The organism is Pseudomonas sp. R1-7 (assembly GCF_051132105.1).
In the GTDB taxonomy this organism is placed as follows: Bacteria; Pseudomonadota; Gammaproteobacteria; order Pseudomonadales; family Pseudomonadaceae; genus Aquipseudomonas.
In genome coordinates this window covers 39708-63804 of sequence record NZ_CP071661.1, presented here as the reverse complement: position 1 = coordinate 63804, position 24097 = coordinate 39708, and the positions used below count along the sequence as shown (strand labels likewise).

The window sequence follows — 24097 nt, the reverse complement described above, 5'->3', positions numbered from 1 at the left end:
GCCGTGAGCCCGCTTAGTTGGCAGCGGCCTTGGTGGCCGCTCGCTCTTTGGCAACCAGTTGGTCGGCCAGTTGCAGCGCTTCATTCGCGCCGCCGGCGGAGCCGATGTCAAAACGGTACTTGCCATTGACAACCATGGTCGGTACGCCGGTGATTTCGTATTTCTTTGCCAACTCCTTGGCCTTGACGATCTGACCCTTGATGGCGAAAGAATTGAAAGTGGCCAGGAACTTGTCCTTGTCGACGCCTTGGGTGGCGAGGAACTCAGCCATCTCTTCAGGATCGGTCAGGCGTTTCTTTTCTTTCTGGATCGCATTGAACACCGCTGCGTGAACCTTGTGCTCGACGCCCATGGATTCCAGCGTCAGGAACATCTGGCCGTGGGCGTCCCAAGGACCGCCGAACATAGCGGGAATGCGCACGAAATTCACGTCCGATGGCAGCTTTTCAACCCATGGATTGATCACCGGTTCGAATGCGTAGCAATGCGGGCAGCCGTACCAGAACAGCTCCACGACTTCGATCTTGCCAGGCACGGCCACCGGAACGGGGTTGGACAGCTCGGCATAAGGTGCGGCGGGCTTTTCAGCCGCTTGGGCAGTCATGCCGAACAGGCTGGCGGCGACGAGCGCGGCGCTGATGATCAGATTACGCATGCTTTACTCCTGGACAATGAGGGGGCCTCGCGAGACTTGCTTCTAAGACAGACCGTCGCGGGTTCAAGTTCTCTAGTGTAACGGCAGCGGCCACAAAAAAGGGCGGCCAAAGCCACCCTTTTGATGCTCGCATCGACAGATTAATCGAGCGTTAACGTTGCAAGAGGCGCCCCCCTGCAACGGCCTTAGTGCAGGCCCTGGATGTAGCTGGAAACGGCCGCGATATCTTCGTCGCTCAGCTTGCGTGCGATGGTGCGCATGGTCATCGCATCGCCATCGTTGGCGCGACCGCCTTCTTCCTTGCGGAAATCGGTCAGCTGCTTGGTGATGTACTGGGCATGCTGGCCGCCCAGGTGTGGGAAGCCTGCGGCGGCGTTACCCTTGCCGTCAGGCGAGTGGCAGCCAGTGCAGGCAGGCAAGCCTTTTTCCAGGTTGCCGCCGCGGAACAGCGCTTCACCGCGAGCCACGAGTTTCGGATCGGCGGCGCCGACGCTGCCTTTCTGGCTGGCGAAATAGGCCGCGATGTCCGCCAGGTCCTGATCGTTCAGGTTGGTCAGCAGGCCAGTCATTTCCAGCACGACACGCTTGCCGTCCTTGATTTCCTTCAACTGCTTGACCAGATAACGCTCGCCCTGGCCCGCCAGTTTCGGAAAGTTGGGCGCCATGCTATTGCCATCCGGGCCGTGGCAGGCCCCGCATACGGCCGCTTTCGCCTGACCGGCAGCGGCGTCGCCAGCGGCGTGGGCTACGCCGGATATCCCCAAGGTCAACAGCAGACTCACGATCAGTTTGTTCATCAGCTAATCCAACTACGGCTAAGGGTTAAAGAGTTATGGACCGGGTTTACTCGCTCATCCACTGGATGATGGCTCGGTAATCCTCGGCACTGCAGTCCATGCACAAACCACGCGGCGGCATCGCCTTGAAACCCTGGGTCACGTGTTGCACCAGCGTCTCCATACCTTTCGCCAACCTCGGCGTCCAAGCTTCCTGATCGCCCTTGCGGGGCGCCATGGGGAGTTGGCCGGAATGACAGGCGCCACAAACACGGTTGTACACAGCTTCCGGATCCTGTGTAGCCTGAGCGCTGTAAAGCGGCATCAAGACACCGGCAGCTAGCAGCCATTTCGTCATAAAACGACCTTTTCAGGGTTGGGAACGAGCTGCGTTCTAATGCGCAATTTCGGTCGGTCGCTCCCGTGAACTTCATCCTACGCTGGGACAAAGCGCACACAAAATCTGCGGCATTATATACTGGCGTCACTGAAACGGAAACGACACAGCTTGCCGCGTCCATTCCCGACGCCGCCCACATCGGAAATCCCATGCAACTGAAGAACCCCATCCTCGGCCTGTGCCAACAGTCCACCTTCATGCTCAGCGCTGCCAAAGTCGATCAATGCCCAGACGACGAAGGTTTCGAAGTGGCCTTTGCCGGGCGTTCCAACGCCGGTAAATCCAGCGCGCTCAACACATTGACCCATGCAAGCCTGGCGCGCACATCGAAAACGCCAGGTCGCACGCAGCTCTTGAACTTCTTCAAGCTAGACGATGAACGGCGTTTGGTCGACCTGCCCGGCTACGGCTATGCCAAGGTGCCGATCCCGCTCAAGCAACACTGGCAGCGCCATCTGGAAGCCTACCTGGGCAGCCGCGAGAGTTTGAAGGGGCTGATCCTGATGATGGATATTCGCCATCCGATGACTGACTTCGATCTGTTGATGCTTGATTGGGCGGTCGCCAGTGGCATGCCGATGCATATCCTGCTGACCAAGGCCGACAAGCTCACCTACGGCGCAGCGAAAAATACCCTGCTCAAAGTGCAGTCCGAGATCCGCAAGGGTTGGGGAGACACGATCACCATCCAGCTGTTCTCGGCCCCCAAGCGCATGGGGCTGGAAGAGGCCTACACGGTATTGGCCGACTGGATGGAACTGGCAGACAAGGGCAGCGAGGCGGCTGAATAGCCAAATCCCAGGCAAAAAAAACCCCGGACTTCGTATGGGGAGGGGGAAGTTCGGGGTCCAAGTTCCGGACCGCTAGGGCGGGGTCCAGATATCTGCCAACACTTAACACAACATAGGAGCATTGAAGGGCTTCACCAGCCATTCAGAATCTCTGAGTAGCAATTCACGGGTTTAGTTCAGATTATTTTTGGAAATAACTGTAGGAATCTTCTGAGCTAACGAAGCCATCGCCGGCATTGCGGTGACTTCCTTGCTCCCTCGCCACAAGCGACCTAAGGGATTCGTGATCAGTGCGCTTCGTCCCAGTTATTACCTACGCCCACTTCCACCAGCAGCGGCACGTCCAGCGTGGCGGCCGCGCTCATATGCTGGCGGATTTCCGCACTCACCTGCTCGACCAGATCTTCACGCACTTCCAGCACCAGTTCGTCATGAACTTGCAGGATGACTTTCGCATCCAGCCCTGACGTGGTCAGCCAGCGGTCCACGGCAACCATGGCTTTCTTGATAATGTCGGCCGCTGTGCCTTGCATCGGCGCGTTGATGGCGGTGCGCTCGGCGCCTTTGCGCAGGGCCGGGTTCTTCGCGTTGATGTCTGGCAGGTACAACCGGCGACCGAAAATGGTTTCGACGTAACCTTGCTCGGCCGCCTGGGCGCGGGTGCGCTCCATGTATTCCAGCACACCGGGATAACGGGCGAAGTAACGGTCGATGTATGCCTGGGACTGCTTGCGATCGACACCGATCTGCTTGGCCAGGCCGAACGCGCTCATGCCGTAGATCAAGCCGAAGTTGATCGCCTTGGCGCTGCGGCGCTGGTCGTTGGTTACGGCGTCCAGATCAACGCCGAACACCTCCGCCGCCGTGGCCCGGTGCACATCCAGGTCGTTGCGGAAGGCATGGAGCAGCCCTTCGTCCTTGGCCAGGTGCGCCATGATCCGCAACTCGATTTGCGAGTAGTCCGCCGCCAGCAACTTGTAGCCTTTCGGCGCGACGAAGGCCTGGCGGATGCGTCGGCCTTCGGCCGTGCGAATCGGAATGTTCTGCAGGTTCGGATCGATGGACGACAGGCGCCCGGTCGCAGCGACGGCTTGCTGGTAATTGGTATGGACGCGGCCGGTGCGGCTGTTGATCTGTTCCGGCAGGCGATCGGTGTAGGTGCTCTTGAGCTTGCTCAACGAGCGGTACTGCATCAATACCTTGGGCAGCGGGTAATCCTGCTCTGCCAGTTCGGCGAGCACCGCTTCGGCGGTGGATGCCTGGCCCTTGGCGGTTTTGCTGAGCACCGGCAAGCCGAGCTTTTCGTACAGGATCACGCCCAATTGCTTCGGCGAGCCGAGGTTGAATTCTTCCCCGGCAATGGCAAACGCCTCTCGCTCCAGCGCTACCAGTTTCTCGCCCAACTCAACACTTTGTACGCCCAGCAGGTTGGCATCGACCAGCGCACCTTGGCGCTCGATACGCGCCAGGACGGGCATCAATGGCATTTCAATGTCGTTGAGCACCGTGCCCAGGCTCGGCGTGGCGGCCAGCTTTTCCTGCAAGGCCCGGTGCAGGCGGAAGGTCACGTCGGCGTCTTCGGCGGCATAAGGGCCGGCCAGTTCCAGGGAGATCTGGTCGAAGGTCAGTTGCTTGACCCCTTTGCCGGCGATGTCTTGGAAATCGGTCTTGCTTTGGCCCAGGTACTTGAGCGCCAGGCTGTCCATGTCGTGGCGGGTCGCGGTGGAATCCAGCACGTAGGATTCGAGCATGGTGTCGAAGGCAATGCCCTGGACCATGATGCCGTTGTTTTGGTCGCCACCGATGGCGCAGTTGGCCAGGATGTTGGTTTCGAACTTGGCGTGCTGGCCGACCTTGAGCTTGTCCGGGTTTTCCAACAAGGGCTTGAGCGTCTTGAGTACCGTGTCGCGATCCAACTGCTCCGGCACGCCCATGTAGGAGTGGGTCAACGGAATGTAGGCCGCCTCGAAAGGAGCGACGGCGAAGGAAAGTCCCACCAGTTGCGAATGTTGGGCGTCGCTGCCGTTGGTTTCGGTGACGAAGGAGAAGAGCGGTGCCTGGTCCAATTTCGCCAGCCACGCGTCGAAGCGCACCTGATCGAGGATGACCTCGTACTTGGCCTCGGCAGCGCCAGGCTGCTCCTCAGCGACTTCGACAATCTCCTGGCCGGCACGCTTGGCGTCCCGCTGGTTCTCTTCGAACCAGCTCTTGAACTCCAGCAGCGTGTACAGCTCGGCCAGTTTCTCGTGATCGGGCGTACCCATTTGCAGGTCGTCGAGACCGACATCCAACGGCACGTCGGTCTTGATGGTCGCCAGTTCATAGGAGAGGAACGCCATCTCCTTGTGCTCTTCGAGCTTGGCGGCCAGGGTCTTGGCGCCACGGATCGGCAAAGTGGCGACGATGTCCAGTTGCGCGTACAGCTCGGTCAGGCCGCCGTTGACGCCCACCAGCAGGCCGGAAGCGGTCTTCGGTCCAATGCCCGGCACGCCCGGGATGTTGTCGGACGAATCGCCCATCAAGGCCAGGTAATCGATGATCTGCTCCGGAGCGACGCCAAACTTCTCCTTCACGCCAGCCACATCCAGCGAACTACCGGTCATGGTGTTGACCAAGGTAATGTGCCCGTCGACCAACTGCGCCATGTCCTTGTCGCCAGTGGAGATCACCACCGGACGGTCGGCCGCGGCGCTGCTGCGGGCCAGGGTGCCAATTACGTCATCGGCTTCGACGTTGTCCACGCACAGCAGCGGGAAACCCAGGGCCTTGACGCTGGCATGCAACGGTTCGATCTGCACGCGCATGTCGTCCGGCATGCTTGGGCGGTTGGCCTTGTATTCAGCGTACAGCGCATCGCGAAACGTCCCGCCCTTGGCGTCGAAAACCACGGCGAACGGACTGTCCGGATACTGCTTGCGCAAGCTCTTGAGCATGTTCAATACGCCCTTGACCGCACCGGTCGGCAGGCCTTTGGACGTGGTCAGCGGTGGCAGCGCGTGAAAGGCGCGGTACAGATAAGAAGAACCGTCCACCAGGACGAGGGGGGCTTGGCTCATGAGCAGGATCAACCTTTTCGGCGGGTCCGGGGCTAGAATAGCGGGACCGTTGACGACAAAGGGACAAGGTTATCATGCGTACACTAAATCGCCTGTTACTGGCTGGCTTGTTTGCATTCACTCCGATAGCCGTCATGGCGGCGGACGACGCCCCCTCGGCGGACCCGGATGTCACCATTCGCACTGAAGGGGATAAAACGATCCAGGAATATCGGCAAAACGGCTTTTTGTACGCGATCAAGGTCACGCCCAAAAACGGCAAGCCTTATTTCCTGGTACGTGCCGACGGCACCGATGCAAACTTCATCCGTTCGGACCAGCCGGATATGCTGATCCCTTCGTGGAAAATCTTTGAGTGGTAATACCGCTCTCGACTTCAACCGGCGCCCGCTGAAGGGCGCCCGTACTGGCAGTTTTAACCATGTCTGTGTTCACGCCCCTGGCTCGGCCCGAGCTGGAAACTTTTCTCGCCCCTTACGGGCTTGGCCGCCTACTTGATTTCCAGGGGATCGCCGCAGGCAGCGAAAACACCAATTTCTTTATCAGCCTGGAGCGGGGCGAGTTCGTCCTGACCCTGGTGGAGCGCGGCCCGGTGCAGGAAATGCCGTTCTTCATCGAGCTGCTGGACGTGCTGCATGACGCCGACCTGCCGGTGCCTTATGCCTTGCGCACCACCGATGGAGTCGCGTTGCGGGAACTGGCGGGCAAACCAGCGCTGTTGCAGCCACGCCTGGCCGGCAAGCACATCAAGCAGGCCAACGCCCAGCACTGCGCCCAAGTCGGCGAATTGCTGGCGCATCTGCACCTGGCGACCCGCGACAACATGATCAAGCGCAAGACCGATCGCGGCCTGGACTGGATGCAGGAGGAGGGCGGCAAACTGCTGTCGCACCTCGATACCGAGCCGCGTCAGTTGCTGGAAGCAGCGCTGGAAGAAATTTCGTTGAAGAAGGTAGGCATCCTGGCGCTGCCCCGGGCCAACATCCATGCCGACCTGTTCCGCGACAATGCGATGTTCGAAGGCACGCACCTAACCGGGCTGATCGACTTCTACAACGCCTGCTCCGGGCCGATGCTGTATGACGTCGCCATCGCCTTGAATGACTGGTGTTCGAACGAAGACGGCGTGCTCGATGGCCCCAGGGTACGAGCCTTGCTGGGCGCCTATGCGGCGCTACGACCATTCACCGCCGCCGAAGCCGAGTTATGGCCAACCATGCTTCGCGTGGCGTGCGTGCGATTCTGGCTGTCGCGGTTGATCGCTGCCGAGTCGTTCGCCGGGCAGGATGTGTTGATTCATGATCCGAAGGAGTTCCAGCAGCGGTTGGCGCAGCGGCAGACGGTCCACATGGCATTGCCTTTCGCCCTGTAACCAAGCGCGCGCGAAGGCTTTGTGGCGAGTGAGCTTGCTCCCTCGCCACAGGTTCAGCGCTCGACGCTGGGTGTTACAACGACTCTAGGCACCCCGCCAAGTCATTGCCCAACTTCTCCAGCAATTGCTCATACCCCTGCGCCGTCGCGGGGGTGTAGCCGCCCAGTGCATCCAGCTCCGCCAATTTCACTGGCAGCCCGGCGACCAGGGTTTCGGCCAGGCGCGGACGCAGCGGCGGTTCGCTGAAGACGCAGGTCTTGCCCACCGCCTGCAACCGCGTGCGCATCGCCGCCACATGCTGGGCGCCGGGCTGGACTTCGGCAGCCACGGCGAATACCCCGGCGTGCTTGAGGCCGTAGTTGTCCTCGAAATAGTCGAACGCCTCATGGAAGACGAAATACGGCTTGCCCGCGACGCCGGCCAGGCGGGTCTTGAGGCGCGCGTCCAAGGCATCGAGACGCTGATTGAAGTCCTTGAGGTTGGCTTGATAGCGGGCCGCGTTGGCCGGATCTGCCGCGCTCAGGTCAGTCGCCATCCTGGCGGCGATCACCCGCGCATTGTGCGGCGACAGCCATAGGTGGGCGTCCACTGTGCCGGGGCGATGGTCGTGATCGTGATCATCGCCCCCATCATGGTCATGATCCTCGTGGGACGCGCTGTCCTGGGCGAAGTGACGCAACTTGAGCCCCGGCAGCTCCTGCACCGCGACCGACGGCAGCGTACGACCGTTCAACACACGCGGCAGGAATCCCTCCATGTCAGGCCCGATCCAGTACAACAGGTCCACCGACTGCACCTTACGCACATCGGAGGGCCGCAACGCATAGTGATGCGGCGAGGCGCCCGGCGGCAGCAGCACCTCCGGGACGGCCACGCCGTCCTGCACGGCGGCGGCAATCAATTGCAACGGCTTGATGCTGGTGAGCAGCTTGACGTCGGCCTGGGCCGAGCCAATCAGTAGAAAACTTGCGACAAAAGCGACAAACAGCGAAAAAAATCGGGACACGATGACCACTCGAAGAGACGAGAACGGGTAACATAATAACGTCTCTCACTAATCTCGTCGCTGCCCATGCCTATTACCCCCCTTGCCAGTCGTCCCCACGATCACTCCCACTGCGTGCACAGCGCACTGTCCGAGGCCGACGCCATCTGTGCGCGCCAAGGGTTGCGGCTGACCGCCCTGCGTCGGCGCGTCCTGGAATTGGTCTGGCAAAGCCACAAGCCACTGGGCGCGTATGACATCCTCGCGGTGCTCAGCGAGCAGGACGGCCGCCGCGCCGCGCCGCCAACTGTATATCGGGCGCTGGATTTCCTCTTGGAAAACGGCCTGGTGCATCGTATTTCGTCGCTGAACGCCTTTGTCGGCTGCAACCATCCGGAGCACGCCCACCAAGGGCAGTTCCTGATCTGCCGCGAGTGCCACGCCGCCATCGAGCTAGAGCAGAAGTCCATCAGCGATGCCATTGTCGCCAGCGCCAAGGACGTCGGTTTCGTGGTCGACACCCAGACCGTTGAAGTCGTCGGCCTCTGCTCCGGCTGCCAGGGGGCCTGATGAGCAATGCGTTGATCCGCCTCGAGCAGGTGGCCGTGACGTTCGCCGGGCAGAACGTGCTCGACAACATTCACCTGAGCGTCGAGCCGGGGCAAATCGTGACCTTGATCGGCCCCAACGGCGCCGGCAAGACCACCCTGGTGCGCGCCGTATTGGGCTTGCTCAAGCCCGACAGCGGCAGTGTCTGGCGCAAGCCCAGGTTGCGCGTCGGCTACATGCCACAAAAACTCCACGTCGACCCGACGTTGCCGCTATCGGTGCTGCGCTTTCTGCGCCTGGTGCCGGGTGTCGATCGCGAGCGCGCCTTGGCGGCGTTGAAGGAGGTCGGCGCCGGACAGGTGATCGACAGCCCGGTACAAAGTGTTTCCGGCGGCGAGATGCAACGCGTACTGCTGGCCCGCGCCCTGCTGCGCGAGCCCGAGCTGTTGGTGCTTGACGAGCCGGTGCAAGGCGTCGACGTAGCGGGCCAGGCCGAGCTGTACAGCCTGATCACACGCCTGCGCGACCGCCATGGCTGCGGCGTGTTGATGGTCTCCCATGACCTTCATCTGGTGATGAGCACCACCGACCAGGTGGTCTGCCTCAACCGCCACGTCTGCTGCTCCGGGCATCCCGAGCAAGTCAGCGGCGATCCGGCCTTCGTCGAGTTGTTCGGAAAGAACGCACAAAGCCTGGCGATTTATCACCACCACCATGACCACGCCCATGACCTGCATGGTTCGGTGGTCAGCGCCCCTTCTGCTTCCAATCATGTTCATGGAGACGGCTGCAAGCATGGCTGACTTTCTAATGTACGCCCTGCTCGCAGGCCTGGCCCTTGCCTTGGTCGCCGGTCCGCTGGGTTCGTTTGTGGTCTGGCGGCGCATGGCCTATTTCGGCGACACCTTGTCCCACGCGGCGCTGCTCGGCGTGGCCCTGGGCTTCCTGCTCGACGTCAGCCCGGCGGTAGCGGTGACAGTCGGTTGCCTGTTGCTGGCAGTGGTCCTGGTCACGCTGCAACAGCGCCAGCCGCTGGCGTCCGACACGCTGCTGGGCATCCTGGCGCCGAGCACTTTGTCGCTCGGGCTTGTGGTGCTGAGTTTCATGCGGGACGTGCGGATCGACCTGATGGCGTATCTGTTCGGCGATCTGCTGGCGATCAGTCCAACGGATCTCGCCTGGATCCTGGGCGGCAGTGCGGCGGTGTTGCTTTTGCTGGTCGCCCTATGGCGTCCATTGTTGGCGGTCACCGTCCACGAGGAATTGGCGCGGGTCGAGGGTTTGCCCGTGGTGGGCCTGCGCTTGGCACTGATGCTTTTGATCGCGGTGGTCATTGCCGTGGCGATGAAGATCGTCGGTGTGTTGCTGATTACGTCATTGCTGATCATTCCGGCGGCTGCGGCACAGCGTCACGCCCGCTCACCCGAACAGATGGCCCTGGGCGCAAGCCTGCTGGGCATGCTCGCGGTGTGTGGCGGCCTGGCTCTTTCCTGGTTCAAGGACACCCCAGCCGGCCCCTCGATCGTGGTCAGCGCCGCTGCGTTGTTTCTGCTGAGTTTTGTCCTGCCTCGTCGAGGGGTGTAGACTTGCTCGCTTTTTGCGCAAATAGAGAGTCGCAGGAATGAAGCCGTTCGCCTCCCGTTATCTGCTCCTTGTCGCATTTTCCCTGCTGCTGGGCGCTTGCCAGAGTACACCGCCGGTCACCCAGGCTCCCGATACGCGTGGCCCGGCCATCGCGCAGCTCGAGCAAAGCCTGGCCAGCAATGAGCTGGCCACCGCTGAAGACCAATTGGCGGCCCTGCAAGCCCAGTCGCCAGAAGACCGGTCGCTGGAGGCCTATCAGCGGCAATTGGCCGAGGCGTATCTGCGCCGAAGCCAGATCGACCTGCAAAAGGGCGATGTAAACGCCGCCGCCACCGCCCTAAGCCGAGCCCGAGCCTTGATGCCCAAGGCACCAGCGCTGACCGGCGAGTTCAATAGCGCCATTGCAGAAGCCCGCAAGGCCGACCTGGAAAAAGCCGAGGCCGACCTCAAGGCCGCCGAAGCCAAGCCGGTTGCAAAAGTGATCGACCCGAGCGCGCCGAGCACTACAGTTGCGCTAAACCTCGCCGATATCCAGCAAATGCGTCGTCAATTGGATGCCATTGCCGCGGACATAGTGAATTTTCAGTGCGACGTCAGCATCCAGGCGCCGCGTACCGATGATTATCCGTGGTTGGCAACGTTGCTGAGCAAACGGGTCACGAAACTGGATCCGGGGTTTGATTTGAAAGTGCAGAGGCAGATTTTGCGTAGTGTGCCGGCGCAGGTCGTGCTGACTCCGCGTAAGCCTTAAAAAGCATCGCGAGCAAGCTCGCTCCCACAGGGATTATGTGTCGATCACAAAACCCGTGTGGGAGCGAGCTTGCTCGCGATAAGGCCCTACCAGACAACAAATCGCTTTAGGCCGGAACCGCCTTGGCCTTGGGCTCCCGCGCCCAGACCCGATGCTGAGCAATTGCCGCAAAAAACCGCGAAAAACCGCTCGCATCCGCATCTTCGATCAACCCCGAATCCACCTCCAGCTTCAAGTCCACCAACAGCTGCCGCGCCTCACCGTGAAGCCCGATGGCTTTCAGATGCTTGTAGGCCTCCAGTACGTAATGCAACGCCACGCCGTCGCGACTCAAGGCCTTGATCGACTCCGCGCCGCCCGGTACGAACACCGCGTCAAAGGCAATCGACGGCAAGCCTTCCATGGACGCATCCACCGCCAGGGGTTTCCCATCGGCCGCGGTGACCGGCGCCGAAGTCGGCCCCAGCACTTTGGCGTGGGCGCCCTCGGCTTCCAGGGCCTGCTTGAGGGCATCGATGATCGTCCCATCGACACCGTTGGCGACCAGCACAGCGACCTTGCGCGTCTTGATGTCGCCGGAGAGCAGGTTCGCCTGGCTCAGGGCAGGGGATTGTTCCAGCGATGACTGCGGAACATCGACCGTACCAGCGGTGGGCGCCGGCAAACCGAGGTTCTTGGCGACCCGCCCGGCCAATTCCAGGTCGATGTTGGCAAGGATCTCATTGACCTGCCGCGCCCGGATGAACTCCCGCTCCACCTTGCCCAACTCGAAGCTGTAGGCCGCGATGATGTGTTCTTGTTCGTGAGCGCTCATGCTCTTATAGAACAGCCGAGCCTGGGAAAAGTGATCGCCGAACGAATCACTGCGCTGGCGGATCTTGTGGGCGTCGATACGCTCCGGATAACTTTCGAAGCCACCGTCCTGCGGACCCGGCGGGGTTTCCTTCGGCCATCCACCGTCGATGGAGTTCGGCTCGTAGGACGCCCGCCCCTTGTCGATGGTGGTGCGGTGCATGGCGTCACGCTGGCCGTTGTGCACCGGCGTAATCGCCCGGTTGATCGGCAGCTCATGAAAATTCGGCCCGCCAAGTCGGCTGATCTGCGTATCGGTGTAGGAAAACAGCCGGCCTTGGAGCAGCGGATCGTTGGAAAAGTCGATGCCTGGCACGATGTGCCCAGGGCAGAAGGCGATTTGCTCGACTTCAGCGAAGAAATTATCCGGGTTGCGGTTCAGCACCATCTTGCCCAAAAGGGTGATGGGCACGAGTTCTTCGGGGATGATCTTGGTCGGGTCGAGCAGGTCGAAGTCGAACTTGTGCTCGTCTTCCTGGGCAACGATCTGCACGCCGAACTCCCATTCCGGGTAGTCGCCCATCTCGATGGACTCCCAGAGGTCGCGGCGGTGGAAGTCGGTGTCCTTGCCCGCGAGTTTCTGGGCTTCGTCCCACACCAAAGAACAGGTGCCGGCCGTGGGTCGCCAGTGAAATTTGACGAAGCTACTGCGGCCTTCGGCGTTGATCATGCGGAAGGTGTGCACGCCAAAGCCCTGCATGGTCCGTAGGCTTTTTGGAATGGCCCGATCAGACATCGCCCAGATCACCATGTGGGCCGATTCCGGCACCAGCGAGACAAAATCCCAAAACGTGTCGTGGGCCGAGCCGCCGGTGGGAATCTCATTGTGGGGCTCGGGTTTTACCGCGTGGACAAAGTCCGGGAACTTCACCGCGTCCTGGATGAAAAACACCGGCATGTTATTGCCCACCAGGTCGAAGTTGCCTTCGTCGGTGAAGAACTTCACCGCAAAGCCGCGTACGTCCCGCACGGTGTCACCGGAACCCCGTGGACCTTGCACAGTGGAAAAACGCACGAACACTGGGGTTTTCGTGCTCGGATCTTGTAGGAAACCGGCCTTGGTCAACGCCGAATGCGTATCGTAGCTCTGAAAATAACCATGGGCGCCGGTGCCACGGGCGTGAACAATGCGCTCCGGAATGCGTTCATGGTCAAAATGCGTAATTTTTTCACGCATGATGAAATCTTCCAGCAGCGAGGGGCCGCGGGGGCCGGCGCGCAGGGTGTTCTGGTTGTCGGCGATCTTCACGCCCTGGTTGGTGCGCAACGCCTGTTCAGTAGCGTCGGAGCGAAACTGTTCCAGGCTATCGAGCTTGGCGTTGGAGTTGCCGCGATCCAGGGTGTCGGTCCCGGCCAGTTGGCTCTTGTTGTTTGTGGGCGGATTAGTACTCATCAGACATAAACTCCTCATTCAGACCCTGGACACAGGATCAGCGGGCAATGGCCGGGAGAGTAATCCCGGCGTTGGGAGTGGCTTATGTAGTGACTGATGAGGTTCAGGGCCGTTCCGTTTTGTTTGAGTTCGATTGGAGCACGGCTCAGACCGAGGCTGCTTGAGCGATGCCAACCGAGTCGTGACTGTCGTCACGATCCGATTGGTTTGAGGGTCATTTTTCAGATGCCATCCCGTAAAATCTCGATTCGCCACCGCTGGCGGGTATGCACGCCCTGGTACAAATCCACCCACTCCGGGCTGATCTGCGGCGACGGGCCTAGATGGTTAGGCATGACGTCCTGCAGGGAGGGGGCTTGTGGGTAGCTTGCCCAAGGAATATTCAGGGGATTGAAAGAATTTAGCGGCGTATTCTGGAAATGCATCGAGCCGTCAGGAATAACCTTAACTTGATTGTTATCGGCGTATAGGCGCCACTCACGGTTGTATAGCGAATGAATCCGATCGGCTCGCCACTCCCATTGCTGCCGGTTATCGATTGCGCACCTGTTTGTAATCATAGCGCCGTCCGTCTCTCGAACGCTCAAACACTGATTAGTTGCCCTGTTAACATATCGGCTTTCGGAGTCCAATCCCCATAGCTGTTTCGGATCGGAAGCAACACAGGCTTGAAGATTGACACTAGCGTCCGCACCTGCGGATAGACATTTTCCAACACCCTCGGCAGAACGAATCAGGACCGTCATTTCACGTGTCAAGAATGGATTGTTCATGTCCAGCGTGAAGGTTTCATCAGCATTGAATATGTCCGTCACATTGCGGTGCTTGACTTGCGTTCTGTCCCACCACCATTCAGCGCGATCAAGATCATAACCACCGCCTACGCTGACGATTGCCAGATCTGCGTATGCACCCGGCAACTCCCATAGTGAATAAGATTCAAGTGACGCGGAACGCATCATGGGAGTCATCTTGTCTTCAGTTAATTCGGGCAGCTGGCTGGTCAAGCGCTGTATCAATATGCCCCTAAGCTTCGAGTCCAAGGGCACGTTCCACGTTAACTTTGAACCCTCTTGTGCCGCCAGCAAAGCGTAATCCTTGAATGCATACTCCAACGTCTTTGCATGAGTGTAGCTCAAGCCGAAATTTACATTGAAGGGTGACTTGGCGGCATAGTCTATATTTTTACCTTTTGTTGCGCCAAACTCACTGCCCAGAGTTCCACCTATGGAGAGGGCATTGGTTTTAGTTTCGGAAAACTTAAAATCAGTTCTTGTATCACTGGCGGGCGCGGAATTTACCAATATCGGCGTGACATTCTGTGCTGTCAGCTGGTGAGTGAAGCGATAGGCGTGAGGCAAGTAGGCCCCCCACAGGTTTTGTCCATTGCCCCCTGGACCATGTCCTCCGATGACTACCCCATTTTTCAAGGAGCGCGAAGTCGTAGGGGAAGTTTTTATGGAAACGAACTTTTTATCCTGGCTGCGCTCCGCACTCCTGATGACGTCAATATTTACTACGGACGTCATTTCACGTGTGGGGCTTTGTACATTGATGTTGTAGGTTAGTTTCGGCAGGCCAATATATTGGTCGTCCATCGGGGTAGTCTTTGGCTTCAAAGCTAACTCCACAAGGAGCTGTCTGGTCGCTTCCATAATGCTGCTCTCGTCATAGTCCTCGAAGCGGTGCACCTGGACTTTGCTATTGTCCTTTCGGAAAAACACGGCATAGTCGAAGGCCCCGGAAATTCCGAAAACGCCACGGGTCAGTTTATGCAAGCCCGGATCCTTGCTGTTCAGCTTCAATAAGACCGGAATACCGGAGCGAAAAATCGCCGTGACTCTTTCAAGTGCATTTTCATCATGGGCTACCGCGGCGACATCAAGGTAAGCAAAAGTAGAAATACTTTTGTCTGCGATAACTTCATCCAAGTCAGACTGATTGATTTCCGTGCCCGATAACAATTCCTGGTCCGAACCACCCGCCATGGCCATTGTCGACGGTCCCCCGAAGACAATCAAACGGCTCGATTTTTTATGATCAGCTGCTGTAGCGGACGCCATCAGGCCCAGAGAAAACAATCCAGCAAATAATAGTTTGGTTTTACTCACGATATTAATTCCTTTTAATTCCAGCCATCTAAGTAAGACATGTTCAGGTTGAAGGGTGGAACACTTTCAAAGTAAAACAAGGGCAGTGCCGATCTCAACTAAATTGACCGCCATTTATGCGACCAAATATTAAACAGGCGATACAATCGCAACTATCAACTCCAGGGTCAGGCGCTAATCTGGCGCCTGCTGACATATAATCGTCGCTTGGGACTCCCGCACGCTTCCCATCCTGGGGCCGACATGGGGAGCAGATGCGGAACCTGCAGTTGGATGAAGAGGCCAAGGGCTGCACCTGTCGTACCTTTGATCGCGTTATTGCCAAATGGCAGCCACGATGCAAAATAAATGCTAAGAACATCTATACGGACAGGCTAAAATGCGCGCCCGGCTAACCGCTGATCCTTTTCCAACGCGCCCCACAAGGTTCGCTACGTGATCGAGTTTCAAAACGTCCATAAAACCTACCGGGTTGCCGGTAGGGATATTCCCGCCCTGCACCCGACCAGCCTGACAATCGAGAACGGTCAGGTCTTCGGCCTGATTGGCCATTCCGGTGCAGGAAAAAGTACCCTGCTGCGCCTGATAAACCGCCTGGAAGACTCCACGGGCGGCAAGATCATCGTCGATGGCGAAGAAGTCACTGCCCTGGATGCCGGTGGCCTGCGCCGCTTCCGCCAGCAAGTCGGGATGATCTTCCAGCACTTCAACCTGCTGGCGTCCAAGACCGTGGCCGACAACGTCGCGCTGCCGCTAACCCTGGCCGGTGAATTGTCCCGCAGCGAAATCGACCGCCGTGTCGCCGAATTGCTGGCGCGGGTAGGGCTGTCCGACCACGCTCGCAAATACCCGGCGCAATTGTCCGGCGGCCAGAAGCAGCGCGTCGGCATCGCCCGCGCCCTGGCGACCAAACCCAAGATCCTGCTGTGCGACGAGGCCACCAGCGCCCTCGACCCGCAGACCACCGCCTCGGTGCTGCAACTGCTGGCGGAGATCAACCGCGAGCTGAAACTGACCATCGTGCTGATCACCCATGAAATGGACGTGATCCGCCGCGTTTGCGATCAAGTGGCCGTGATGGACGCCGGCGTCATCGTCGAGCAAGGCCCGGTGGCCGAGGTGTTCCTACATCCGAAGCACCCGACCACCAAGCGTTTCGTCCAGGAAGACGAGCAGATCGACGAAAGTGAACAGCGCGACGACTTCGCCCACGTCCCTGGGCGCATCGTGCGTCTGACGTTCCAGGGCGACGCGACCTACGCGCCATTGCTCGGCACTGTCGCGCGGGAAACCGGCGTGGACTACAGCATCCTGGCCGGCCGCATCGACCGCATCAAAGACACCCCCTACGGGCAATTGACCCTCGCCATCACCGGCGGTGACATGGAGGCGGCGTTCGCCCGCTTCACCGCGGCCGATGTCCACATGGAGGTGCTGCGCTAATGGAACTGTTGAGTTCGTTCTTCTCCAACATCGACTGGCTGGAAATCTGGCTGGCCACCGGCGACACGTTCCTGATGCTGTTCGGCTCGCTGCTGTTCACCGTGCTGCTCGGCTTGCCCCTGGGGGTGCTGCTGTTCCTCTGCAGCCCGCGCCAACTGCTCGAAGCCCGCGGCGTTTATGCGCTGCTGTCGCTGATCGTGAACATCCTGCGTTCACTGCCGTTCATCATCCTGTTGATCGTGATGATTCCGTTCACGGTGTTGATCACCGGCACCTCCCTGGGCGTGGCCGGCGCGATTCCACCGCTGGTGGTCGGCGCGACACCGTTCTTCGCCCGCCTGGTGGAAACCGCCCTGCGCGAAGTCGACCGCGGCATCATCGAAGCCACCCAAGCCATGGGCGCAACCACGCGGCAGATCATCGTCAACGCCTTGCTGCCAGAAGCCCGCCCGGGCATCTTTGCAGCGATTACGGTGACAGCGATTACGCTGGTGTCCTACACGGCCATGGCCGGTGTGGTCGGCGCCGGGGGCTTGGGCGACCTGGCGATCCGCTTCGGTTACCAGCGTTTCCAGACCGACGTCATGGTGGTCACGGTGGTGTTGCTGCTGGTGCTGGTGCAAGTCCTGCAAACCGTGGGCGACAAGCTGGTTGTGCATTTCTCTAGAAAATAAGGCCTCGCGCCCATAAACATGAGCCGGCCATTCGCTGGCAGGCGCCGAGAGCAGGCGCCTCAAAAGGAGTTAGCTGAATGAAAAAACTACTGGTCGCCTTCGCTGCCGCCGCAGCGTTCTCCGCCCATGCCGATACCCTAACCGTCGCGGCCACGCCCGTGCCCCACGCGGAAATCCTCGAATTCGTCAAACCGGCGTTGGCGAAGGAAGGCGTGGATTTGAAGGTCAAAGTCTTCACCGACTATATCCAGCCTAACGTGCAGGTCGCGGAAAAGCGCCTGGACGCCAATTTCTTCCAACACCAGCCGTACCTGGATGAGTTCAACAAGGCCAAGGGCACGCATCTGGTGAGCGTCGCCAGCGTGCACCTGGAACCCCTGGGCGCGTATTCGAGCAAGTACAAGAAACTCGAAGAGCTGCCAGGCGGCGCCAACGTAGTGATCCCGAACGACGCTACCAATGGCGGCCGTGCGCTATTGCTGCTGGCTAAAGCTGGGGTGATCAAACTCAAGGATTCGAACAACATCCTGTCGACCACCAAGGACATCACCGAGAACCCGAAGGACCTGAAATTCCGTGAGCTGGAAGCGGCGACCATTCCGCGGGTGCTGACCCAGGTCGATCTGGCGCTGATCAATACCAACTATGCGTTGGAGGCCAAGCTTGATCCTTCCAAGGATGCGTTGATAATTGAAGGTAACGACTCGCCTTATGTGAACATTCTGGTGGCTCGTGAGGATGATAAGGACAGTGAGGCGATGAAGAAGCTGGTCGCCGCGCTGCACACGCCGGAAGTAAAGGCTTTTATTCTTGAGAAGTACAAAGGCGCGGTTTTGCCGGCGTTTTGAGCTGATCGGGCGATGAAAAGGACGGGGCTGCGTGGAGTGCAGGCCCGTTTTTTTTGCCCGGGATAAATGAGCCATGGCGACCACGCTAATTCCTGATCTCGGTCAGGAAATGCACGAATCACACACGGTTTATTGTTCCACAATCCTCATGATAGATTCCTCGCCGCGACCTCTAATCAATAGAGGGCATTCAGGGAGTGAAGTGAGTGATCAAGTCTTTGTTGGTTGGGGTATTGCTGGCAATGGCATCAGCATCGGCATCAGCGATGAGTTGCGATAACCCTAGAAACGCCTATGACAGAACCTATTGTGCGTCGCTGAAAATGGTTCAGTCGGATCAGGACATCAACGATCAATACAAGAAGACGATGGGTGCTCTGAACCCGGATCAAAAGAAAAAGGTGAAGACCGCTCAAATCCAGTGGATCAAGATTCGTGACAACGCCTGTTCCAACGATGGCCTGCTCTACCTGGACTGTGCCAACGAGAAGACCGAGGCGCGTATCGTCATACTCAAAGCCATCGAGCGCGAGTGCCGTGCTGCCGGTTGCGACGACGCCAAGCTGTCTCAAGTCGAGTAATCCGATAAGCACGTCGGACTTGCAGCCGTCCCCACGAGAAAAACCCGACGTAAAGCGTCGGGTTTTTCTTTGGCGGGCAGGGTTGATTCCAACCTGATGGCTCATTTCTTGTAATGCCGATGATGGGGTTTGTCTGTTGGAATGGTTGGGCTGCCCTGAAGTTGCGATCTCTCCCCAGACACTTGAATCTAAAGCGAAAGATCAAAAGATCGTCCGAACGCGGCCCAAGCCTTCGGCTGCTCCTACACAAGCCCAGCGGGGCGTTGCGATGTTTCGCTAAATCCCCTCGCCACAGTAATTCAGTTGTTTGCGTTGGTGGCAGGGTGCCACAATCGCCGTTTTCGTTGCGTCACGATCAGGTGGATCAAATGGATGGCCCAAGATCTCGGAACGGCCAAGATTTTTGCATAGACGAGCAAGTACGGACTGACCGCCTGCAGCAACTGTTTCGACAATCCGTTTCCGCGGTTTTTGGCAGTTACCTCGCCGCCATCATGCTCAGTTGGCTGTGTTGGGATCGTTTTGATCACAGTGCTGTTCTTGTGTGGCTGGCCGTGCTGACCGGATCAACGCTGTTGCGCATCTCGATGTTCGTTGCCTATTTTCGCAGCGACGAAAGTCAGCGCACGCCGAAGCGTTGGGAGCGCAAGTACTGGTTTTCGCTCGTTTTATCCGCCAGCATCTGGGGCGTCGGCGCGTTTGTGGCCATGCCGGCAGATGATCTGTTGTCCCAGGCGTTGGTCATGCTTTTTACAGTGGGAATGACTGTCAGCGCGGTCTCCTGCTATTCGGCTTATCGCGATATGACCCTGGTCTCCATCGGCCTGGTACTGTTCCCGTGCACTGTCTGGCTACTGTTTCAGCCGTCCCCGATCCAAGTCGGTATCGCACTTTCGATCCTGGTGTTTGCGGCATTTGCGGCCCGTGCCACGCACAAGATGTCCCTGGCACTGGAAATCGCCTTTCGGCTCACCCGTGAAATGGAACAGGCGAACAGCATTTCGACCCGTGCCGCACAAACCGATGAACTGACCGGCCTGAAGAGTCGGCGGGCTTTTTTCGAGCAGGCCCAGCAGCTTTATGACGAATGTAAGAGCAACCGGCGGGGGTTGTGCGCGGTCATGTTGGACATGGACCACTTCAAGCACATCAACGACACCTACGGCCATCAGGTGGGGGATCAGGTTTTACGCGAAATGGGGACGGTGATCAGTTCGTCGTTTCGGGCAACCGATATCCACGGGCGGCTCGGCGGGGAAGAGTTCGCCATTTTGCTTCCGGATACCTCTATTGAGGTCGCCACCGATATCGCGGAAGGACTTGTCCAGAGCATTGCTGGAATGATGATCGAACCGGTCCATCGGGTAACCGCCAGCCTTGGCGTGGCGTCGACGGAGGCCGCTCATAAGGATCTTCATGGTTTGATGAACAGTGCCGATAAGGCGTTGTACCGGGCAAAGGCATTGGGGCGTAATCAAGTCGCGGTTGCTCAGTAGGGTTTGCCTCTTTGTTACATGCCGCTCGTTTTCCAACTTTCAGAAGAGATCTAGCGGTTGAAAAAAATAGCACTCGGTTTTTTCCTTTCTGCTCTGGCAGGTTGTACCTTCACCTCCGCTGATAAAGTAGGACCAGGCGAATATATGCTTACCTGCGGCGGCAGTGTCTTCAACTCCAGGGAAGGCATGTTGGAAAGTATCAATGACAAGGCCAGAAAGGTTTGTAACGGGCCGTACCGCCTGGAAGGTAATCCTGGGGCGCCTACGCTCGTCAACATGCAGACTCAGATTGGTCCCACTCCCACTACGTTTCTGGCGATGAAAGCCATTTGCACCGCTGACAGCGAATAGCGTTTCCGAAGCGCAACGCGGACGTCCTTGACGGCGTTTCCCACGTGAGAGCGTGGGAACGATCCCATACAACGCTCATTGCGCTTATAAGCTCCTCCCCTATCCAAATGCCTGCAATTTCGCAGGCCCTGCTGATCCCCGTCTCTTATTGGTTCACCTCACAGGTCATGCGACCTGGCATCGCACGAAATAAATCCAGAGAAAAATCAACCACTTAATCAAAAACCAGAAATTTTCTGAAAATTTATCTTGCGCGCAAAGCATTTGGGCGATAAATTTATCTCAACTAGTTAGCGCGCAAACATTTAGCGCCAAACAAAACCGACCAAACCCATCAGTAAAGAGGAAACACCATGAACGTTCTCTACACCGCAGTCGCAACCTCCACCGGTGGCCGTGATGGCCGTGCTGTTTCCAGCGACAAGATCCTTGATGTGAAACTGGCCACTCCAAAAGCCTTGGGCGGCGCCGGTGGTGAAGCCACCAACCCTGAGCAGTTGTTCGCAGCCGGCTACTCGGCCTGCTTCATCGGCGCGTTGAAGTTTGTCGCAAGCCAGAGCAAACGCAGCATTCCGGCTGACGCCTCGATCACGGCCCACGTCGGCATCGGCCAGATCCCTGGTGGTTTCGGTCTGGACATCGACCTGCACATCAGTCTGCCGGGTCTGGATCAAGCCGATGCTCAAGCGCTGGTCGATGCGGCTCACCAGGTTTGCCCGTACTCCAATGCGACTCGCGGCAATGTCGACGTCCGTCTGCACGTCACCGTCTAACTCACTTCATCTACAAAAAAGGATCTGGACATGAACACTCTCGGCAAAACTCTCGTTGGCTCGCTTCTGGCTTTGTCGCTCGGCAATGCGTTCGCGACTTCTTTTGTTCAACCTACGTTCGCCGAGGGCGGTTCGGACCGACTGATCCAAAACCGTGTGGCCGAAGGCGGCTCGGATCGACTGATGGAAAACAGAGTGAGCTGACCGATCCCTTCACCACTGTGAAAGCCGGTCGACTCACCCCATGTTGCTTTCAAAACAAAAACGCCGCTTATCTCTCACGAGGAAGCAGCGTTTTTTCAACCTGTCATAGGGCTCTAAACGATGCTATCCACCACACCGCCATCCACACGCAATGCCGCTCCGGTAGTGGCCGAGGCCTGTTCCGAGCTGGCGTAGATGATCATATTGGCGACTTTCTCGACGCGCGACGCGCGCTGGATGATCGAGGTGCTGCGGTGCTCGTTGACGAAATCTGCCGCGACCTTTTCCAGGCTTTTCCCACTACGCTCGACGTCTGCCTGGAGCATCTGGGCCACACTTCGGAAAGCGTTGGCCCCGGCAACACTGAGTTCGAGGCTTTGCGCCTGTCCATGCGTTTTCGCGCGATATCACTCTCCGATAAGTTGCCCGTTCTTGACCGATTAGGATAAGCGTCCTACGATCAAATTCCACGATTAGGTCAATCGTCCTAATCCTACGTTAATACTATCGGGCGCACCCGCATGGCTGAGATGACTACCCGCGAGCGCATTGTCGCGGAGGCGGACAGGCTGTTTTATGAATGGGGCTATGAACTGACCTCTTTCTCGGACATTGCCGATGCCGTTGGCATTTCCCGTGGCAACTTTTACTACCACTTCAAGAACAAGGACGAGATTCTGGATGCCGTCATCGCTAAACGCATGATGAGCACTTCAGGGATGTTGGAGGCATGGGAAACCCAAAGTGATTCCCCCGTCGATCGCATCAAAAGCTTCATCCTCATCGTGGTCACGAACCGAGCGCAGATCATTCGCCATGGCTGTCCGGTCGGCACGTTATGCAGCGAGCTGACCAAGATCGGTCATCCAGCACAACCCCAATCCAACAAGCTCTTCGCGTTGTTTCGCACTTGGTTGAGCCAACAGTTCGTCCTGCTCGGGCATGAAACGAACGCGGATTCACTAGCGATGCAAGTATTGGCGTTCAGCCAGGGTACTGCCTTGGTTGCACAAGCATTTCAGGACGAGCATTTCATCCAACGCGAGGCCGAGCGCATGTGTACATGGCTCGACGGCATCGCTGATGAGGTAAGGATTTAGATCAAACAACCACAATGACTTTCGAGGAGGACAACCATGTACGTCGTTTTTCTAAGATTTTCAGCTGGACGCGAGCAAGCCGGCCGACTGATGCAGGCTCATAAGGATTGGTTGGAACGTGGGTTTGACGAGGGCGTTTTCCTTTTGGCTGGCAGTATCCAACCACAGGCCGGAGGGATGATCCTGGCAAGTGGGGTGACGCTGGCCCAGCTGGAAGAGCGCGTCAAAAGCGACCCTTTCGTCGCGGAAGATGTTGTGCAGGCCGAGATCGTGGCGGCGACCCCATCCAGGGCCGATCCTCGCTTGGCGTTTTTGCTGGCGGATGTCGGTAGCTGATTCGGTGATTGGGCAAGCTCCCATAGGGGTCTTGTGGGATCACAGATACTGCACTCCCCACAAGGCCCAACCCCTCCGCTCATATGAAGCAACAGGCCCTCAGTACCACCGCGCCTCGCCCGGTGGTCGTTTCTTGAAGCGTTTCATGCTCCACATGTACTGGCTCGGATAGGCACGCACGTAGCGCTCGACCACCTTACTCATGGCAGCGCAGGCCGTTTCAGTGTCAGTGCTGTACATCTCGTCTGGCGCGGCTTCGAGGATGACTTTGTAACCGGAGCCGTCCGGCAGGCGCAGCGCATGAAGGAATACGCCCACTGCTTTACCGCCCGCGAGCATGTTCGGGACGAACTTGCTGGTCAGGGCCTGGGTGGCGAAGAAGGGCACGAAGATGCCGGCGGACTCGGACGGTTCCGGGTCGGCGGGAATGCCCACCTGGCCGCCCTTGCGCACTTCCTTGATGACGCTGAGGATGCCTTCCTTGGTCGACGCCGCGACTTTGTTGCCCAGTTGAACGCGTTGCTTTTGCAGCAATTCATCCACCGCCTTGAGCTTGGGCGGTCGGTAGAAAATGATCGGTTTGCACTGGCTGCAATAGAAGTGGTTGAGCACTTCCCAGTTGCCAAGGTGGCTGGTGATGCCGACCACGCCTTTGCCGGAGGCCAGGGCTTCTTTCAACACTTCCAGACCTTCGACTTCGCGCACCAGTTCGATGGAGCGCTGGGCCGGCCAGATCCAGGCGCAGGCGCTTTCGGTCAGGGATTTGCCGATGTCCTTGAGGCTTTGGCCCACCAGGCGCTCGCGCTCGGCCGGGTCCATCTCGGGAAAACATTTGGCAAGGTTGATCCGCACCACGTCGCGGGAACGGTTGGGAAATTTCCACATGAGCCAGCCAATCGCCGAACCCACTGCTTGCACCGCACGCCAGGGCAGCAGCGCAAACAATCGCAGAGCGCCGACCAGCAAGGCGCCTTTCAACTTATCCACAGGTCACTCCTGAATGTATGGGCCGTGTT

At 58.5% G+C, this 24097-nt stretch carries 24 protein-coding genes and 1 pseudogene; 16 read left to right on the top strand and 9 right to left on the bottom strand.

The genetic code is table 11. The annotated features are described in order from the left end of the window. Positions 1-13: 13 nt before the first annotated feature. From J3P79_RS00310 to J3P79_RS00300, 3 genes are all read right to left on the bottom strand, one after another. Positions 14-655 (bottom strand): thiol:disulfide interchange protein DsbA/DsbL, encoded by a 642-nt coding sequence (locus J3P79_RS00310; protein WP_434607245.1) that lies wholly within the window; start codon positions 653-655, stop codon positions 14-16. Between the two features lie 185 nt (positions 656-840). Then, positions 841-1452 (bottom strand): c-type cytochrome, encoded by a 612-nt coding sequence (locus J3P79_RS00305; protein WP_039593461.1) that lies wholly within the window; start codon positions 1450-1452, stop codon positions 841-843. A gap of 46 nt (positions 1453-1498) precedes the next feature. Continuing rightward, positions 1499-1789, bottom strand: a complete 291-nt coding sequence (locus J3P79_RS00300) for a c-type cytochrome (RefSeq protein WP_003196231.1) — start codon at positions 1787-1789, stop codon at positions 1499-1501. A 191-nt stretch (positions 1790-1980) separates the two neighbouring features. Here J3P79_RS00300 and yihA point away from each other — a divergent pair, with 191 nt between their 5' ends. Next, the gene (gene yihA / locus J3P79_RS00295) at positions 1981-2622 is read left to right on the top strand and encodes a ribosome biogenesis GTP-binding protein YihA/YsxC (protein ID WP_025211089.1); all 642 of its coding nucleotides are present in this window, start codon (positions 1981-1983) and stop codon (positions 2620-2622) included. Between the two features lie 287 nt (positions 2623-2909). Here yihA and polA read toward each other — a convergent pair whose 3' ends face one another. Further along, entirely contained in the window at positions 2910-5678 is a 2769-nt protein-coding gene (gene polA, locus J3P79_RS00290) for a DNA polymerase I (protein WP_434607243.1), read from the bottom strand. Between the two features lie 74 nt (positions 5679-5752). Here polA and J3P79_RS00285 point away from each other — a divergent pair, with 74 nt between their 5' ends. Together J3P79_RS00285 and J3P79_RS00280 are read left to right on the top strand one after the other, a co-directional pair. Next, positions 5753-6040 (top strand): DUF2782 domain-containing protein, encoded by a 288-nt coding sequence (locus J3P79_RS00285; RefSeq protein WP_030138994.1) that lies wholly within the window; start codon positions 5753-5755, stop codon positions 6038-6040. A 59-nt stretch (positions 6041-6099) separates the two neighbouring features. Further along, positions 6100-7050 carry a homoserine kinase gene (locus J3P79_RS00280; protein ID WP_434607240.1) on the top strand — a complete coding sequence of 317 codons (951 nt, stop codon included), beginning with the start codon at positions 6100-6102 and terminating at the stop codon, positions 7048-7050. 73 nt (positions 7051-7123) lie between these two features. Here J3P79_RS00280 and znuA read toward each other — a convergent pair whose 3' ends face one another. Next, positions 7124-8056 (bottom strand): zinc ABC transporter substrate-binding protein ZnuA, encoded by a 933-nt coding sequence (znuA, locus tag J3P79_RS00275; protein ID WP_434607237.1) that lies wholly within the window; start codon positions 8054-8056, stop codon positions 7124-7126. Between the two features lie 66 nt (positions 8057-8122). On the opposite strand from znuA, the gene zur reads away from it, so the two are divergent. Genes zur through J3P79_RS00255 form a run of 4 tightly spaced genes read left to right on the top strand, consistent with a single transcriptional unit; the run spans position 8123 to position 10919 of the window. Beyond that, on the top strand, positions 8123-8605 hold the full coding sequence (gene zur / locus J3P79_RS00270; protein ID WP_053126886.1) for a zinc uptake transcriptional repressor Zur: 483 nt from the start codon (positions 8123-8125) through the stop codon (positions 8603-8605). Then, positions 8605-9387, top strand: coding sequence for a zinc ABC transporter ATP-binding protein ZnuC (gene znuC / locus J3P79_RS00265; RefSeq protein WP_434607234.1), 783 nt, complete (start codon positions 8605-8607; stop codon positions 9385-9387). The genes zur and znuC overlap by 1 nt, the downstream gene beginning before the upstream one ends. Beyond that, positions 9380-10168, top strand: coding sequence for a zinc ABC transporter permease subunit ZnuB (znuB, locus tag J3P79_RS00260; RefSeq protein WP_434607231.1), 789 nt, complete (start codon positions 9380-9382; stop codon positions 10166-10168). The genes znuC and znuB overlap by 8 nt, the downstream gene beginning before the upstream one ends. Positions 10169-10205: 37 nt before the next feature. Then, the gene (locus J3P79_RS00255; protein WP_434607228.1) at positions 10206-10919 is read left to right on the top strand and encodes a PA5502 family lipoprotein; all 714 of its coding nucleotides are present in this window, start codon (positions 10206-10208) and stop codon (positions 10917-10919) included. A gap of 106 nt (positions 10920-11025) precedes the next feature. On the opposite strand, the gene katE is transcribed toward J3P79_RS00255, so the two are convergent. Both katE and J3P79_RS00245 read right to left on the bottom strand, forming a co-directional pair. Continuing rightward, positions 11026-13164 carry a catalase HPII gene (gene katE, locus J3P79_RS00250; protein WP_434607226.1) on the bottom strand — a complete coding sequence of 713 codons (2139 nt, stop codon included), beginning with the start codon at positions 13162-13164 and terminating at the stop codon, positions 11026-11028. Positions 13165-13385: 221 nt separating this feature from the next. Then, positions 13386-15275, bottom strand: coding sequence for an RICIN domain-containing protein (locus J3P79_RS00245; RefSeq protein WP_434607224.1), 1890 nt, complete (start codon positions 15273-15275; stop codon positions 13386-13388). A 435-nt stretch (positions 15276-15710) separates the two neighbouring features. On the opposite strand from J3P79_RS00245, the gene J3P79_RS00240 reads away from it, so the two are divergent. The 7 genes from J3P79_RS00240 to J3P79_RS00210 all read left to right on the top strand — a co-directional run bounded on the left by J3P79_RS00240 (position 15711) and on the right by J3P79_RS00210 (position 21645). Next, positions 15711-16718, top strand: coding sequence for a methionine ABC transporter ATP-binding protein (locus tag J3P79_RS00240; protein ID WP_045154655.1), 1008 nt, complete (start codon positions 15711-15713; stop codon positions 16716-16718). Beyond that, the gene (locus J3P79_RS00235; protein ID WP_003196204.1) at positions 16718-17392 is read left to right on the top strand and encodes a methionine ABC transporter permease; all 675 of its coding nucleotides are present in this window, start codon (positions 16718-16720) and stop codon (positions 17390-17392) included. Before J3P79_RS00240 ends, J3P79_RS00235 begins: the two co-directional genes overlap by 1 nt. Before the next feature lie 77 nt (positions 17393-17469). Continuing rightward, on the top strand, positions 17470-18240 hold the full coding sequence (locus J3P79_RS00230; RefSeq protein ID WP_434607222.1) for a MetQ/NlpA family ABC transporter substrate-binding protein: 771 nt from the start codon (positions 17470-17472) through the stop codon (positions 18238-18240). A gap of 206 nt (positions 18241-18446) precedes the next feature. After that, positions 18447-18821, top strand: coding sequence for a lysozyme inhibitor LprI family protein (locus tag J3P79_RS00225; protein WP_434607220.1), 375 nt, complete (start codon positions 18447-18449; stop codon positions 18819-18821). Between the two features lie 368 nt (positions 18822-19189). Beyond that, entirely contained in the window at positions 19190-20317 is a 1128-nt protein-coding gene (locus tag J3P79_RS00220) for a GGDEF domain-containing protein (protein WP_434607219.1), read from the top strand. 704 nt (positions 20318-21021) lie between these two features. Next, positions 21022-21441 (top strand): organic hydroperoxide resistance protein, encoded by a 420-nt coding sequence (locus J3P79_RS00215; RefSeq protein ID WP_030139009.1) that lies wholly within the window; start codon positions 21022-21024, stop codon positions 21439-21441. A 30-nt stretch (positions 21442-21471) separates the two neighbouring features. Then, complete coding sequence (locus J3P79_RS00210; RefSeq protein ID WP_434611637.1) at positions 21472-21645, top strand: hypothetical protein; 174 nt, start codon at positions 21472-21474, stop codon at positions 21643-21645. Positions 21646-21758: 113 nt separating this feature from the next. Here the strand turns inward: J3P79_RS00210 and J3P79_RS00205 are convergent. Beyond that, positions 21759-22015, bottom strand: a pseudogene (locus J3P79_RS00205) (SDR family oxidoreductase); the annotation flags it as partial. 151 nt (positions 22016-22166) lie between these two features. On the opposite strand from J3P79_RS00205, the gene J3P79_RS00200 reads away from it, so the two are divergent. Both J3P79_RS00200 and J3P79_RS00195 read left to right on the top strand, forming a co-directional pair. Beyond that, a complete protein-coding gene (locus tag J3P79_RS00200) occupies positions 22167-22745 on the top strand; it encodes a TetR/AcrR family transcriptional regulator (RefSeq protein WP_434607217.1) in 579 nt (192 codons plus the stop codon). Positions 22746-22781: 36 nt separating this feature from the next. Continuing rightward, positions 22782-23081, top strand: coding sequence for a YciI family protein (locus tag J3P79_RS00195; protein ID WP_434607216.1), 300 nt, complete (start codon positions 22782-22784; stop codon positions 23079-23081). Positions 23082-23180: 99 nt separating this feature from the next. On the opposite strand, the gene J3P79_RS00190 is transcribed toward J3P79_RS00195, so the two are convergent. Then, complete coding sequence (locus tag J3P79_RS00190) at positions 23181-24068, bottom strand: lysophospholipid acyltransferase (RefSeq protein ID WP_434607214.1); 888 nt, start codon at positions 24066-24068, stop codon at positions 23181-23183. Between the last annotated feature and the right edge of the window lie 29 nt (positions 24069-24097).

Coding starts and splice junctions, on each gene's coding strand:
- J3P79_RS00220 (WP_434607219.1), top strand. CDS start 19,190: ATGGATGGCCCAAGATCTCGGAACGGCCAAGATTTTTGCATAGACGAG.
- J3P79_RS00195 (WP_434607216.1), top strand. CDS start 22,782: ATGTACGTCGTTTTTCTAAGATTTTCAGCTGGACGCGAGCAAGCCGGC.
- zur (WP_053126886.1), top strand. CDS start 8,123: ATGCCTATTACCCCCCTTGCCAGTCGTCCCCACGATCACTCCCACTGC.
- polA (WP_434607243.1), bottom strand. CDS start 5,678: ATGAGCCAAGCCCCCCTCGTCCTGGTGGACGGTTCTTCTTATCTGTAC.
- J3P79_RS00255 (WP_434607228.1), top strand. CDS start 10,206: ATGAAGCCGTTCGCCTCCCGTTATCTGCTCCTTGTCGCATTTTCCCTG.
- J3P79_RS00310 (WP_434607245.1), bottom strand. CDS start 655: ATGCGTAATCTGATCATCAGCGCCGCGCTCGTCGCCGCCAGCCTGTTC.
- katE (WP_434607226.1), bottom strand. CDS start 13,164: ATGAGTACTAATCCGCCCACAAACAACAAGAGCCAACTGGCCGGGACC.
- J3P79_RS00300 (WP_003196231.1), bottom strand. CDS start 1,789: ATGACGAAATGGCTGCTAGCTGCCGGTGTCTTGATGCCGCTTTACAGC.
- J3P79_RS00285 (WP_030138994.1), top strand. CDS start 5,753: ATGCGTACACTAAATCGCCTGTTACTGGCTGGCTTGTTTGCATTCACT.
- J3P79_RS00230 (WP_434607222.1), top strand. CDS start 17,470: ATGAAAAAACTACTGGTCGCCTTCGCTGCCGCCGCAGCGTTCTCCGCC.
- J3P79_RS00210 (WP_434611637.1), top strand. CDS start 21,472: ATGAACACTCTCGGCAAAACTCTCGTTGGCTCGCTTCTGGCTTTGTCG.
- J3P79_RS00305 (WP_039593461.1), bottom strand. CDS start 1,452: ATGAACAAACTGATCGTGAGTCTGCTGTTGACCTTGGGGATATCCGGC.
- znuB (WP_434607231.1), top strand. CDS start 9,380: ATGGCTGACTTTCTAATGTACGCCCTGCTCGCAGGCCTGGCCCTTGCC.
- J3P79_RS00200 (WP_434607217.1), top strand. CDS start 22,167: ATGGCTGAGATGACTACCCGCGAGCGCATTGTCGCGGAGGCGGACAGG.
- J3P79_RS00235 (WP_003196204.1), top strand. CDS start 16,718: ATGGAACTGTTGAGTTCGTTCTTCTCCAACATCGACTGGCTGGAAATC.
- znuC (WP_434607234.1), top strand. CDS start 8,605: ATGAGCAATGCGTTGATCCGCCTCGAGCAGGTGGCCGTGACGTTCGCC.
- J3P79_RS00215 (WP_030139009.1), top strand. CDS start 21,022: ATGAACGTTCTCTACACCGCAGTCGCAACCTCCACCGGTGGCCGTGAT.
- J3P79_RS00280 (WP_434607240.1), top strand. CDS start 6,100: ATGTCTGTGTTCACGCCCCTGGCTCGGCCCGAGCTGGAAACTTTTCTC.
- yihA (WP_025211089.1), top strand. CDS start 1,981: ATGCAACTGAAGAACCCCATCCTCGGCCTGTGCCAACAGTCCACCTTC.